Below are 12,356 nucleotides of genomic sequence, written 5' to 3'. Positions count from 1 at the left end.
TATTAATCACGTTCAATGCGCTTACCTTCCGCAATGTACGTTTTCAAAGCGCCGTCCAAAATACGAGGATTTTGTCCTGATTGAATGGCAAGCAAGGCATCTAGAATCAATTTTTGACAAATCAACTCTTCGTCTGCTCGAATACCCAATTTTGCTGAGATCGGCAAACAAACCATGTTTGCCAACATAGCGCCATACAATGTGGTTAAGAGTGCCACCGCCATCGCAGGACCAATGGCTTTGGGGTCAGACATGTTTGCCAACATCTGCACCAAGCCGACCAGAGTTCCGATCATCCCCATGGCAGGACCAACGTCACCCAATGCTTTAAACACTTTCGCGCCGTTAGTGTGACGGTAGTAGGATTGATTCATGTCTTTCGAGAGTAAATTTTTCACGACCGTTCCGTCATGACCGTCCACTAACATCTGAATCCCTTTCGACAAAAAAGGGTGACTTACTTCTTTGCCTTCCAAAGACAGCAATCCACCCTTACGAGCCTCATCGGCTAAGCCATAAATTTCATCAATCAAAGTGTCCAAAGGCACACTTTTAAACATGAAGGCTTTCGCGGCTATTTTACCTGCACCAAGAAACTGACTGAGCGGATACGTCATTAAAATAACAAAAGTAGACCCGACTAACACAATCAGTGTGGACGCGGTGTCTATAAACATCCCTGCCGAACCACCAACAAAGATCGCAGCAATAATAACTGCAAATGACCCAACAAGACCTATTAACGTTGCGATATCCACACACGTCTCCTAACAAAAAAACTTTAATGCAAACAATATATCGTTATGATTCTATACGAAAGAAAGACCAAGAATGACATATTCTTACGTGTTTTTTGTAATTTTCATTAACACGCCCTCGAACAGTAAGCCATTTTCTGTTACAAAACGTGGGTTTCAATCAGAGTAGTCATCATGTCCCGTAAAACAAGCGTCCGTCATTTTGAAGAAAACCTCGGAGAACTAGACACACTGGTCGCGCAACTTGAGTCAAATCAACTTTCCCTTGAAGAAGCGCTAAAAGCATTCGAGAAAGGTGTTAAGCTGAGCCAAGATTGCCAGTCCGTTCTCACCCAAGCCGAACAGAAAGTTCAAATTCTACTGGAAAAACAAGATGGTGAGCATTTAGAACCTTTTGATCCGGAAACCAATTCGTGACTTTAGACGACTTCTCTCTTTATGCTCGCCGTCGAGTAGACAACTACTTAACGCAGCATTTAGGCCAATATGCGCCCGCTTCACACTTGCAGAGCGCCATGACTTATAGCCTTTTTAATGGCGGAAAACGTGTACGCCCGATGCTGACATATGCGGCAGCGTCATTGTTTGGCGAAGCGAATCTTTTAACAGACGCCAGCGCCGCTGCGATCGAATCAATCCACGCTTATTCTTTGATTCATGATGATCTACCTGCCATGGACGATGACGAATTGCGTCGAGGCAAACCCACCTGCCATATTCAATTTGATGAAGCGACAGCGATTCTTGCTGGCGATGCATTGCAAACCTTCGCCTTCGAGTTATTGAGTCAAAAGACACACAATAAAGCGGACCTTCAGCTACTATTGATCCAAGAACTTGTTCACGCATCTGGTCGCCACGGCATGGTAACAGGTCAAATGATTGACCTATCAAATGTCGGAAAAAACATTGATATCAATGCGTTAGAGCAAATGCACCAACACAAAACAGGCGCACTGATTCGAGCAAGTATTCGCATGGGCGCCATAAGCACGGGAGCAAAAAATGAAAAAGACTTTGCGGCCTTAGACGCTTACGCCAATGCCATTGGGTTGGCCTTCCAAGTCCAAGACGACATTATTGATATTACCAGCGATACGACAACGCTGGGCAAAACACAGTTTTCCGATGAAGAAGCAAATAAACCAACGTACCCTAAACTGCTTGGTTTAGAAGGCGCTCAGGCACTTGCTTTGAATCTACACGACCAAGCAATTGAGTCGATTTCCCCCTTTGGCGACGCCGCTCAGCCGTTAGTTGAGCTTGCGAACTATATTATTGGTCGTAACCACTGATATACTTACCCGCTTTTTTAGATTAACTAATGTGACCAAACCTGTGCCCATGTTCGAAGAAATACCCACAGCGAGACCTGACACACCGCTTCTTGATCAAGTTGACTCACCAGCTGACTTGCGTGCTTTTAAAAAAGAGCAGTTGCCGGCGCTTGTCCGCGAATTACGAGAGTTCATGCTTTACAGTGTCGGACAAACTGGCGGTCATTTTGGTGCAGGCCTTGGCGTTGTCGAACTGACCGTTGCACTTCATTACCTATACAACACACCAGAAGATCGTATCGTCTGGGATGTCGGCCACCAAGCTTACCCACACAAAATCCTAACAGGCCGTCGTGACGCCTTGCTTAACATTCGCCAAGAAAACGGCATTTCCGGTTTTCCAAAACGAGATGAAAGCGAATTTGACACGTTTGGTGTTGGCCATTCCAGCACCTCAATTGGCGCCGCACTCGGTATGTCTCTCGCGGCTCGGCAGCTAAAGACAGGCCGCAAAGCCGTTGCAATTATTGGCGACGGTGCGATGTCTGCGGGTATGGCGTTCGAAGCGCTGAATCACGCAGGCGATGTAAAAGCCAATATGCTCGTCATCCTAAATGACAACGAAATGTCGATTTCCAAACCCGTTGGCGCATTATCGAGTTATTTTGCACGTATTTGGGCCAGTAAAACCTACGACCATATTCGTGAAGGTGGCCGCAAAGTTTTCTCTGGCTTACCGTCTGCATTAGAACTGGCTCGCAAAGCGGAAGAGCACATGAAAGGCATGGTGTCACCCGGCATGATGTTTGAAGAGCTTGGCTTTAACTATATCGGCCCTATTGACGGTCATGATATGGATCACTTATTGACGACCATTGCCAACTTAAAAGACCGCTCTGGCCCTCAGTTTTTGCACGTCATCACTAAGAAAGGCAAAGGCTTCGAGCCGGCTGAAGGCGATCCGATTGGCTATCATGCCATTAACAAGATCGAGCCAGACCCAAAACCCAATACCGAAAAAAGCAAACTACCAAAGTACTGCAATATTTTTGGTACTTGGGTATGCGATGCCGCCGAACAAGACAACAGGCTTGTTGCCATCACACCGGCAATGAAAGAAGGCTCCGACCTCATCGAATTTGCAGAACGTTTTCCTGATCGATACTTTGACGTCGCTATTGCAGAGCAACACGCCGTGACGTTAGCTGCAGGCATGGCATGTGACGGTGTAAAACCCGTTGTCGCCATCTACTCAACGTTTTTACAGCGCGCTTATGATCAGCTCATTCACGATGTGGCGCTGCAAAACCTCGATGTGTTGTTTGCCATTGATCGAGCGGGGTTAGTCGGTGAAGACGGTCCAACCCATGCTGGCGTTTACGATTTAACTTATCTTCGCTGTATTCCAAACATGGTTGTAATGGCGCCGTCTGATGAAGACGAATGCCGTAAAATGCTGCAAACAGGCTATGAATATAAAGGCCCTGCCGCGGTTCGCTATCCTCGCGGAACAGGTCAAGGCGTGACGATTGAGCCAACGCTGTCGACGCTCACCATTGGCAAGTCTCGTACCTTACGAACCGGTCAGTCTGGCATTATTATCTGTGGTTTTGGTCGTCCAACTTACGACGCACTAAACGCGGCAGAAAGCCTAGATGCCACGCTATTAGACATGCGTTTTGTGAAGCCTATTGACGAAGCCGTTTTATTGGCGCAACGCGATGCTAAGCTTATCGTAACGGTGGAAGAAAACGCGATTATGGGCGGTGCAGGTTCTGCCGTCAGTGAATTTTTATTGGCAAACAACATTGCCATTCCCACCCTGCATCTTGGTTTACCAGATCAATACGAAGAACACGCCAGTCATGCTTCTATGTTGAAACGCGTCGGACTGGATGCCGAAGGCATTTTGCAAAGCATTCAAGAAAAGCTTAACCGAATTTAATACCAACCGTCTTTTAAACGTCACGTATTAAAAGCCACGCCGATTAACACTGTCCGCGTGGCTTTTTATTGCAAACAACGCTTCGCTTCTTCCATCACAGTGTACATTCGATTCGACAAGCGCTTATGACGATGAACACCGAGATAAAGCGTCTCTGATACTGAGGTAGGTAAAGGGTTTACACAAATACGATCTGGGTTGTTAAACGCCGAAATCGCGTGGCGAGGCAATACGGTAAAACCAAGTCCCATAGCAACAGGCTCAAGAATCAAACTAATTTGATTCGAAAAACCCGACTGTTTAAAAGTTTGACCCGCTTCAAATTCTGGGTAATTCGCCCCCAACAGCAACCCTGCATGGTAAGCGCCGTCTGGGTGATCAATAAAACCCAACGCCTGCAATTGCGGCCAACTCGGTGATGGAACCGTGTGAGGCGTCACCAAGAGCAACTCTTCTTCCCCTATCGCTTGTATATGAACGTCACTCATCACAGACGAACTGGTCATAAAACCAATATCGGCTTTGTGTTCTAAAATAAGCCGTTCGACTTCTCGATTTGGTGCGAAGCGATAATCGATGATCAACTTAGGGTGTTTATTTTGCAGAAGCAGCAATTGTTGATACAACTTAAGGCCAACACTACCAGGCGATACCACTCGCACCACACCTTCAAATGCTGAATCCTCACCGACCTGTTTTTCAAGCTGCTCTAGACTATTGAGAACATGTCGCCCCTCTTGGTACAAACGCTCGCCAGCATCCGTTAACGTGAACTGCTTTCCATGACGGATTAACAACGGCTTTCCAAGCTGTTCTTCGAGCTTTCGAATGTGCTGACTCACACCCGATTGCGTCATATTTAGCTGCTCAGCCGTTCGAGTGAAATGGGCTATTTCTACTAAGGCGCAAAAGCTGCGCAGCCAATGGGGATTAATCATTACAAAACATACTCATAAACATTTCAAATGATAATTTTACTTAATGTTTTTGGGTTTGTAACCTGTCCAAAACCTAAACAAAGGAAAAAGTTATGAGCAATGTTTATCCACGCAATTTTTCACACATCGGCATTTCAGTACCCGACCTAGACAAAGCCGTCGACTTTTACACACAAGTCATGGGATGGTATTTAATTATGAAGCCCACCAACATCACAGAAGACAAAAGCCCTATTGGTGAAATGTGTACCGATGTTTTTGGTGAAGGGTGGGAGAAGTTTCGCATTGCACATCTCTCGACAGGCGATCGAATAGGGGTCGAAATATTCGAATTTAAAGGACAAGAGAACCCTGAGAATAATTTCGAATATTGGAAAACGGGGATATTTCATTTTTGTGTACAAGATCCAAATGTAGAAGAGCTTGCAGAAAAGATTGTCGCCGCAGGGGGGAAAAAACGCATGAAAGAACCTCGCTACTATTACCCAGGCAGCAAGCCTTACCGCATGATTTACATGGAAGACCCATTTGGCAATATTTTAGAAATCTACAGCCACAGCTATGAACTTGTTTACAGCGAAGGCGCCTACTAAGCAGATAAAAGTCGTGCTCAATACCCTTGGGAACGACTTTGTATTTACAAGTCCCTCGGCGCAAACATAATAATAGCCATACCCAACAACGCCACACCTGAGCCAACCATATCCCACGTCGTTGGACGAATGCCGTCTACCAGCCACAACCATAAAACAGCCATAAAGATATAAACGCCACCATAAGCCGCATAGACTCTTCCTGAGGCGGTTGGATGCAAGGTCAGCAACCAAGCAAACACCGCCAAACTTAATGCCGCTGGCACCAACAGCCAAATGGTTTTGCCTTCACGCAACCAAAGGTAAGGCAGATAACAACCGACAATTTCTGCCAGTGCTGTCATCATAAAAAGACTCATTGTTTTTAACTCTGACAAAAGAGGATTCCCATTCATATTGACAACTGACACCGCCAACACGTTGCAAACGTGTCGGGTTAATAACATTCACCCGCCATCATACCTTCTCTTCATTTCCTAATCATAAAAGACTTACCGTCACTGAATCGCACTTATCATCCTGATTTTTGACTCTTCTTGCCCGCATTAGAACACGAGATTGATAAAAAGAGAGAAAATTCAACGCAGCTTATATTGCGTTGGACAATAACCTCTACTGACATTAGAGGATCTAAGCATGGCATGTTTCGTTTTTCGACCACTCGCTCTTTCACGCCATAATTTAAAACTGTTGGACGTTAAACTTTGCCGCACAAACCTAATGACCGCAGATTCATTTAAGCCAAACTGATGTTCGATGGCTTCAAATGGCGTTCTATCCTCCCAAGCCATTTCCAGTATTCTAGATTGCTCGTCAATATCAAATCGCATACCGATTCCTCACGCTTTATGGTTACCGTGAACTAGTACGTAAATAGAGTCTTTTCAGTTCAGCTAAATAAATCCTTTTGCCTATTTGTCTGTCCGATCTTGCACAACACTATAAATATAAACGATAATCATTTCCAAATAAATCACACGCACTTTCCTATGTCGACTGAAGCAAAAATACCACTCAAGCAGCATCACACCCTGCAACAAGGGCTTAGCAATAAACGTATGATCATTCCAATCGCACTTCTCGTGCTTTGGATGATTCCCAACTTACGAGAAACCATCTATTCGGTGCTGGCGGATGCGTTTTTACAAGTTTCTGCTTTTGTCGCGCTGACACTCGCGCTCTATTACGGTATCAGCCACAATCTCAATGCCACACCGCTGAACAATTGGATGAAACAAAAACCCTATCGAGAAGTCGTCTTTGCTGGTTTGATGGGAATTTTACCCGGATGTGGTGGCGCGATTGTTGTGATTACCCAATACACTCAAGGAAAAATCGGCTTCGGTGCGGTGGTTGCCGTCCTCACAAGCACAATGGGAGACGCAGCTTTTTTATTGATCAGCCAACGACCAGAAGACGCGGCCATCGTACTGTCTATTAGCATCGTGGTCGGCATTGTGTCAGGTCTTATGACGGATTGGTTTTTGCCCGCACCAAAGCAAGAATTTGCACACTCAACCAGTCAAAAAGGCACAACACGATTGCCACACCCCAGCCTTTTTGGCATCTGGGTCAGCCGTATAAGTATTGTATTTTGGTGCTTACTTATTATCCCTGCCAGTATCGTCGCCCTACTCCTTTCCATGCAATACAACGTCAATGATTTACTGGGATTGCCGGATAAATCGATAGAATACCTTGGCGCCGTTGCTGGTTTTATATGCTTGCTGCTGTGGGCATTGTCCGCTAAAAACGATCGATATTCTGAATTAACCAAAGAGAATGATAACGCGCTTCCCAAACATTGGATTCGAAAAGTCGCTCAAGACACGCAATTTGTCACAAGCTGGGTCGTGGTTGCATTCATCTTATTTGAACTTATTCTATTGTTTGTTGGTGAAGGCATTCTCGATTCTCTAAAATCGTGGGGAAGCACAACCGTTTTCTTTGCTGCAATGATTGGTTTATTGCCCGGTTGTGGGCCCCAAATTATGGTGACAGGATTATACCTACAAGGCGCCATTCCTTTATCAGCACAAATTGCCAATGCCATCAGCAACGATGGTGACGCATTATTTCCCGCCATTGCACTCGCGCCGAAAGCAGCGTTACTCGCAACCGTCTACTCCACTGTGCCAGCTTTACTCGCAGGATACGGATACTATTGGTTGTTTGAAGCGATTTAAATTGGACCGTCTGGGAAGTCCAGTCCTCTTTTAGCGACACGTATTTGGCACAAACTTAACCTTCCCTCTTTTAAAAAGGGAAGGTGCACAAGTTAGCTAGAGAGTTTTCAATGCTGCCATTAACGCGGCCATTTCTTCATCTGTGCCGATAGTGATACGAAGATGATTGCCGATTCTAGGCTTTTTACCAAAGTAGCGAACCAATATACCTAACGCTTTCAGCGCAAGGTAAATGGTTTCAGCGTCTTTTTCTGGGTGAGTGGCAAATACAAAGTTCGTCGCAGACGGAACGACGTTAAAACCAAGCGCTTCGAGCTCTTTGACCGATTGCTCACGGGTAGCAATGGTCTTCGCACAAATTGCTTGCAAGTAGGCTTCATCTTCAACGGCAGCCGTTGCGCCAGCAAGTGCAATCCGGTCAATGGGGTAAGAGTTGAAAGAGTTTTTTAAACGCTCTAAACCTTCGATCAACTCTGGGTGACCCAATGCGTAGCCAACACGAATCCCCGCTAAAGCTCGCGATTTAGACAAGGTTTGTACCACCAATAAGTTAGGGTATTGATTCACCAAGGAAGACGCACTTTGCGCACCGAAGTCCACGTAGGCTTCATCCACCAGCACAACCACATCTGGGTTCGCTTTCAGGATCGCTTCAATGTCTGTCAACGGCAGCGCCTTACCGGTTGGCGCATTCGGATTAGTGACGACCACACCGGATACGTCTAGGTTTTCGTAATCTGCAGGGATGATGTCAAAATCATCGTTCAATGGAATCAGTTTTGGTTCGATGCTGTATAAGCCTGCGTACACTTTATAAAAGCTGTAAGTAATGTCAGCAAACGCCAATGGCTTACCGCCCGCAAAGTAACCCATAAAGGCCAATGCTAAGACTTCATCTGAACCGTTGCCAACAAATACTTGGTTTGCATCGAGCTGGTAACTTTTTGCCAAGGCGTTTTTCAACGTGGCACAATTTGGATCTGGATATAATCGCAAACGTTCACTGACTTCATTCGCCATAGCAGACAGCGCTTTTGGCGACGGCGAATATGGGCTTTCGTTGGTATTGAGCTTGATGTATTTCTTGTCTTGAGGTTGCTCGCCAGGCACATAAGGGTCAAGAGAAGCGATTTTATCTGTCCAAAAACGACTCATGGAATGCTCCGTTGTACGTCATCAAAAATAGAGTATGGAAACAAAATAAGGCCTCAATTGAGGCCTTATAAATACATTAGAATTCGTCAGTGACTGTCCGACCTAGGATCAGTCCTGAGGCTTCATATGCGGGAACAACAATACGTCACGGATAGACGGCGCATCAGTGAATAGCATCACCAAACGGTCAATACCGATACCTTCACCCGCTGTTGGCGGTAAGCCGTATTCCAGTGCATTAATGTAGTCTGCATCGTAATGCATGGCTTCATCATCTCCCGCGTCTTTTTCAGCCACTTGGCGTTGGAAACGTTCCGCTTGATCTTCTGGGTCGTTAAGCTCCGAGAAGCCATTGGCGATTTCACGGCCACCCACGAAGAATTCAAAACGATCTGTAATGAAGTCATTGTGATCGTTACGACGTGCCAATGGCGATACTTCCGCTGGGTATTCTGTGATGAAAGTCGGTTGATCTAATTTGTGCTCAGCCGTTTCTTCAAAGATTTCCGTCCAAAGTTTACCCAACCCCCAAATCGGCTTCACGTCGATTTTTAGATTTTTTGCCACGGCCGTCGCTTTCTCTAATGTGCTTAGGTCGTCTTCGGTTAAGTCTGCATTGTAATGCAAGATCGACTCGAGCATGGTCATGCGAACAAACGGTGCACCGAAGTCGTATTCAGACCCTTGGTACGTCACTGTCGTTGTGTTCAAGACTTTCTCGGCAACATCGCGCAACATAGCTTCAGTAAGGTCCATCAGATCGTTGTAATCTGCGTACGCTTGGTAGAATTCGATCATGGTGAATTCTGGGTTATGACGAGTCGATGTGCCTTCGTTACGGAAGTTACGGTTAATCTCGAACACACGTTCAAAACCACCAACAACCAAACGCTTCAAGTAAAGCTCTGGCGCAATACGCAAGTACATGCTCATGTCCATCGCATTGTGATGCGTAACGAACGGACGCGCTGTTGCGCCACCAGGAATCGTTTGCAGCATTGGCGTTTCTACTTCCATGAAACGACGATCTTCTAAGAAGCGACGAATCGTAGAGATAATTTTTGAACGCATTTGAAACGTAGTGCGAGACTCTTCATTTACGATCAAATCAACATAACGCTGACGGTAACGCATTTCCATGTCAGACAAACCGTGGTGCTTGTCTGGCAATGGACGCAATGCCTTCGTCAACAGTTGCGCTTCTTGCATGTCGACATACAAATCGCCTTTGCCTGATTTATGAACAGGACCAGAAATGCCGATGATGTCGCCCAAATCCCATGTTTTTTGATCGGCAAGCAATTCAGGAGACAAGGCTTTGCGATTTACATACGCCTGAATTTGCCCCGTCATGTCTTGTAGCAACATGAACGCGCCACGGTTACGTACGATACGACCCGCGATGCTGACTTTATGATCTTTTTCTTCTAATGCTGGCTTTTCGATGTCACCAAATTCAGCTTGTAGATCTGCTGCATAGGCATTTGGACGAAAGTCATTCGGGTACGCATTACGCTCTTCACGAATGGCCGCCAATTTAGCACGACGTTCCGCCACTAAACGGTTATCGTCGGATTGTGTTGATTCTGTGATATTTTCGTTAGCCATGATTTTGCTATCTACTCTTTTTTAAATGTCTAAATTAGGGCGGCGCTTTATAGGCCTTGTTTTAAACTTGCAACAATAAACTGATCCAAATTACCATCCAGCACGGCACCCGTGTTGGAACTTTCGACACCAGTACGCAAATCTTTGATACGCGATGCATCCAATACATAGGAGCGAATCTGGCTACCCCAACCGATATCGGACTTACTGTCTTCTAATGCTTGAGCCGCTTCGTTGCGTTTCATCATTTCAAATTCATATAACTTGGCACGAAGTTGTTTCATCGCAAAGTCACGGTTAGCGTGTTGAGAACGCTGGTTTTGACATTGCACTACGATGTTCGTTGGTATGTGCGTAATACGCACTGCAGAGTCGGTGGTGTTTACGTGCTGACCACCGGCACCCGATGAACGATACGTATCGGTGCGAATGTCCGCTGGATTGATTTCAATCTCAACATTGTCATCCACTTCCGGTGAAACGAACACAGACGCAAATGAGGTATGTCGGCGGTTACCTGAGTCAAAAGGCGATTTGCGCACTAAACGATGCACGCCTGTTTCTGTACGCAACCAACCAAAGGCGTATTCCCCTTCAAAGCGAATGGTAGCGGATTTAATACCTGCGACATCGCCTGCGGAAACTTCCATCAGTTCAACATTAAAGCCTTTGTCTTCACCCCAGCGTAAATACATACGCAATAGGATATTGGCCCAATCTTGTGCCTCTGTACCACCAGAACCAGACTGAATGTCCAAGAAAGCACTGCTTGAGTCCATCTCTTTGGAAAACATCCGGCGAAACTCCAGCTTGGCCAACTGAGCATCAAGCTCATCAAGCTCAAGCTGAACCGCTTCAATGGAATCTTCGTCGTTGTCTTCGACGGCGATGTCCAACAGCTCTTTGGAATCGCTTACACCCGATTCCATATTATCTAAGGTTTCGACAACCGCTTCTAATGAAGCACGTTCTTTGCCTAATTTTTGAGCATAGTCTGGGTCGTTCCAGACATCAGGATCTTCCAGTTCACGGTTCACTTCTTCGAGGCGTTCTTTCTTTGACTCGTAGTCAAAGATACCCCCGTAAAGTTAAAGCACGGGCAGAAAGGTCTTTTATCTTTGAAAGTATCGGGTTTATTTCCATATTGGCGTCAATTTGCTATAAACAGTGTGGATAAAGTGGATTCGGAATTGTAACGAATTTACTCGCAGCATAAAATGCCATTCGCTACCCAATGATGGAAAAACAGACCATTTTTTGTGGGCCTTGCTATCAAATGGAGTCAATATGGATAAGCCAACCGTTTCAGTCGCCATACTGGGACAAACTTATAAGATAAATTGCCCTAAAGGGCACGAAGCTGATTTGAAAGAAGCCGCTGACTATTTGAACAATCAGATGCGTGAAATCAAAGCCGGCGGGAAAATAGTTGGACTGGAAAAAATTGCCGTCATGGCGGCATTGAATATTACTCACGATATGCTCTCGAACCAAAAATACGCCCGTTCTAATGAGCAACAGTTGCGAGAGCTGACGTCACAGCTTGATGCGGCGTTAACGCATCAAACAAAGTTGGTTAATGAATAATCATCCGTGGTTTATTCTTTGATCGACTTTTTTCATTGCAAGCTCAGAACACGAATTTTCTTCATACAGGACAGAAAACGAGTCGGCTTACTGAGTGATTTACCGAGTAAATTGCTCTATACTGCAATTCGTTTCCTGGGTTGTTCGAAGCGGCTTAACGCCCTTGAGCCTATGAGTAATACCCCGGAGAGAGCCTGTTGGTTTGGTGTGCATGTCCGTGCGTCGGAAAGCCTAAAAAATCACAGTTCTTTCCACCTTGAACCACTGGGTTCAAGGCCAATAGCCGACACGGCAACTTGGGAAACCCTT

At 45.7% G+C, this 12,356-nt stretch carries 13 protein-coding genes and 1 other RNA gene; 7 read left to right on the top strand and 7 right to left on the bottom strand.

Annotated elements, in window-relative coordinates; all coding sequences use genetic code 11:
• Positions 1 to 2 precede the first annotated feature (2 nt).
• Positions 3 to 758 (bottom strand): flagellar motor protein PomA, encoded by a 756-nt coding sequence (pomA, locus tag D104_RS33625; RefSeq protein WP_024025071.1) that lies wholly within the window; start codon positions 756 to 758, stop codon positions 3 to 5.
• Between the two features lie 174 nt (positions 759 to 932).
• Here pomA and D104_RS33620 point away from each other — a divergent pair, with 174 nt between their 5' ends.
• From D104_RS33620 to dxs, 3 genes are read left to right on the top strand one after another with little or no spacing between them, the layout of a single operon-like run.
• Complete coding sequence (locus D104_RS33620; RefSeq protein ID WP_024025070.1) at positions 933 to 1,175, top strand: exodeoxyribonuclease VII small subunit; 243 nt, start codon at positions 933 to 935, stop codon at positions 1,173 to 1,175.
• The gene (gene ispA / locus D104_RS33615) at positions 1,172 to 2,053 is read left to right on the top strand and encodes a (2E,6E)-farnesyl diphosphate synthase (protein ID WP_024025069.1); all 882 of its coding nucleotides are present in this window, start codon (positions 1,172 to 1,174) and stop codon (positions 2,051 to 2,053) included. Before D104_RS33620 ends, ispA begins: the two co-directional genes overlap by 4 nt.
• A 49-nt stretch (positions 2,054 to 2,102) precedes the next feature.
• Positions 2,103 to 3,980 carry a 1-deoxy-D-xylulose-5-phosphate synthase gene (dxs, locus tag D104_RS33610; RefSeq protein WP_031215252.1) on the top strand — a complete coding sequence of 626 codons (1,878 nt, stop codon included), beginning with the start codon at positions 2,103 to 2,105 and terminating at the stop codon, positions 3,978 to 3,980.
• A gap of 65 nt (positions 3,981 to 4,045) precedes the next feature.
• Here dxs and D104_RS33605 read toward each other — a convergent pair whose 3' ends face one another.
• Entirely contained in the window at positions 4,046 to 4,918 is an 873-nt protein-coding gene (locus tag D104_RS33605) for a LysR family transcriptional regulator (protein WP_024025067.1), read from the bottom strand.
• A gap of 92 nt (positions 4,919 to 5,010) precedes the next feature.
• Between D104_RS33605 and D104_RS33600 the strand changes: the two genes are divergently transcribed.
• Positions 5,011 to 5,511, top strand: a complete 501-nt coding sequence (locus tag D104_RS33600; protein ID WP_024025066.1) for a lactoylglutathione lyase family protein — start codon at positions 5,011 to 5,013, stop codon at positions 5,509 to 5,511.
• 44 nt (positions 5,512 to 5,555) lie between these two features.
• Here D104_RS33600 and D104_RS33595 read toward each other — a convergent pair whose 3' ends face one another.
• A complete protein-coding gene (locus D104_RS33595; protein ID WP_031215250.1) occupies positions 5,556 to 5,888 on the bottom strand; it encodes a YnfA family protein in 333 nt (110 codons plus the stop codon).
• Between the two features lie 201 nt (positions 5,889 to 6,089).
• Complete coding sequence (locus D104_RS33590; RefSeq protein ID WP_024025064.1) at positions 6,090 to 6,341, bottom strand: TIGR03643 family protein; 252 nt, start codon at positions 6,339 to 6,341, stop codon at positions 6,090 to 6,092.
• Between the two features lie 159 nt (positions 6,342 to 6,500).
• Here D104_RS33590 and D104_RS33585 point away from each other — a divergent pair, with 159 nt between their 5' ends.
• Positions 6,501 to 7,697, top strand: a complete 1,197-nt coding sequence (locus D104_RS33585; protein ID WP_024025063.1) for a putative manganese transporter — start codon at positions 6,501 to 6,503, stop codon at positions 7,695 to 7,697.
• A gap of 96 nt (positions 7,698 to 7,793) precedes the next feature.
• Here D104_RS33585 and hisC read toward each other — a convergent pair whose 3' ends face one another.
• From hisC to prfB, 3 genes are all read right to left on the bottom strand, one after another.
• Positions 7,794 to 8,852, bottom strand: coding sequence for a histidinol-phosphate transaminase (hisC, locus tag D104_RS33580; protein ID WP_024025062.1), 1,059 nt, complete (start codon positions 8,850 to 8,852; stop codon positions 7,794 to 7,796).
• Between the two features lie 108 nt (positions 8,853 to 8,960).
• A complete protein-coding gene (lysS, locus tag D104_RS33575; protein ID WP_024025061.1) occupies positions 8,961 to 10,460 on the bottom strand; it encodes a lysine--tRNA ligase in 1,500 nt (499 codons plus the stop codon).
• Positions 10,461 to 10,507: 47 nt separating this feature from the next.
• Positions 10,508 to 11,603, bottom strand: a protein-coding gene (gene prfB / locus D104_RS0119075; protein ID WP_152531171.1) for a peptide chain release factor 2 whose coding sequence is annotated in 2 segments (ribosomal slippage) — positions 10,508 to 11,530 and positions 11,532 to 11,603 — 1,095 coding nt in all. Because the reading frame shifts where the segments join, the coding sequence is not laid out codon by codon here.
• 144 nt (positions 11,604 to 11,747) lie between these two features.
• On the opposite strand from prfB, the gene D104_RS33570 reads away from it, so the two are divergent.
• Complete coding sequence (locus D104_RS33570) at positions 11,748 to 12,047, top strand: cell division protein ZapA (RefSeq protein WP_024025060.1); 300 nt, start codon at positions 11,748 to 11,750, stop codon at positions 12,045 to 12,047.
• Between the two features lie 129 nt (positions 12,048 to 12,176).
• A non-coding RNA gene (gene ssrS, locus D104_RS37255) (6S RNA) lies at positions 12,177 to 12,354 on the top strand.
• Positions 12,355 to 12,356 lie beyond the last annotated feature (2 nt).

It is taken from the genome of Marinomonas profundimaris (assembly GCF_000508165.1).
GTDB classification, from domain to species: domain Bacteria; phylum Pseudomonadota; class Gammaproteobacteria; order Pseudomonadales; family Marinomonadaceae; genus Marinomonas; species Marinomonas profundimaris.
The sequence above is the reverse complement of the archived record's forward strand: the minus strand, read 5'-3'. Positions and strand labels throughout refer to the sequence as shown.

Excerpts from the sequence above, each read along its gene's own strand:
- lysS (WP_024025061.1), bottom strand. The coding sequence starts at position 10,460 with ATGGCTAACGAAAATATCACAGAATCAACACAATCCGACGATAACCGT.
- D104_RS33570 (WP_024025060.1), top strand. The coding sequence starts at position 11,748 with ATGGATAAGCCAACCGTTTCAGTCGCCATACTGGGACAAACTTATAAG.
- D104_RS33600 (WP_024025066.1), top strand. The coding sequence starts at position 5,011 with ATGAGCAATGTTTATCCACGCAATTTTTCACACATCGGCATTTCAGTA.
- hisC (WP_024025062.1), bottom strand. The coding sequence starts at position 8,852 with ATGAGTCGTTTTTGGACAGATAAAATCGCTTCTCTTGACCCTTATGTG.
- D104_RS33585 (WP_024025063.1), top strand. The coding sequence starts at position 6,501 with ATGTCGACTGAAGCAAAAATACCACTCAAGCAGCATCACACCCTGCAA.
- D104_RS33590 (WP_024025064.1), bottom strand. The coding sequence starts at position 6,341 with ATGCGATTTGATATTGACGAGCAATCTAGAATACTGGAAATGGCTTGG.
- D104_RS33605 (WP_024025067.1), bottom strand. The coding sequence starts at position 4,918 with ATGATTAATCCCCATTGGCTGCGCAGCTTTTGCGCCTTAGTAGAAATA.
- D104_RS33620 (WP_024025070.1), top strand. The coding sequence starts at position 933 with ATGTCCCGTAAAACAAGCGTCCGTCATTTTGAAGAAAACCTCGGAGAA.
- dxs (WP_031215252.1), top strand. The coding sequence starts at position 2,103 with ATGTTCGAAGAAATACCCACAGCGAGACCTGACACACCGCTTCTTGAT.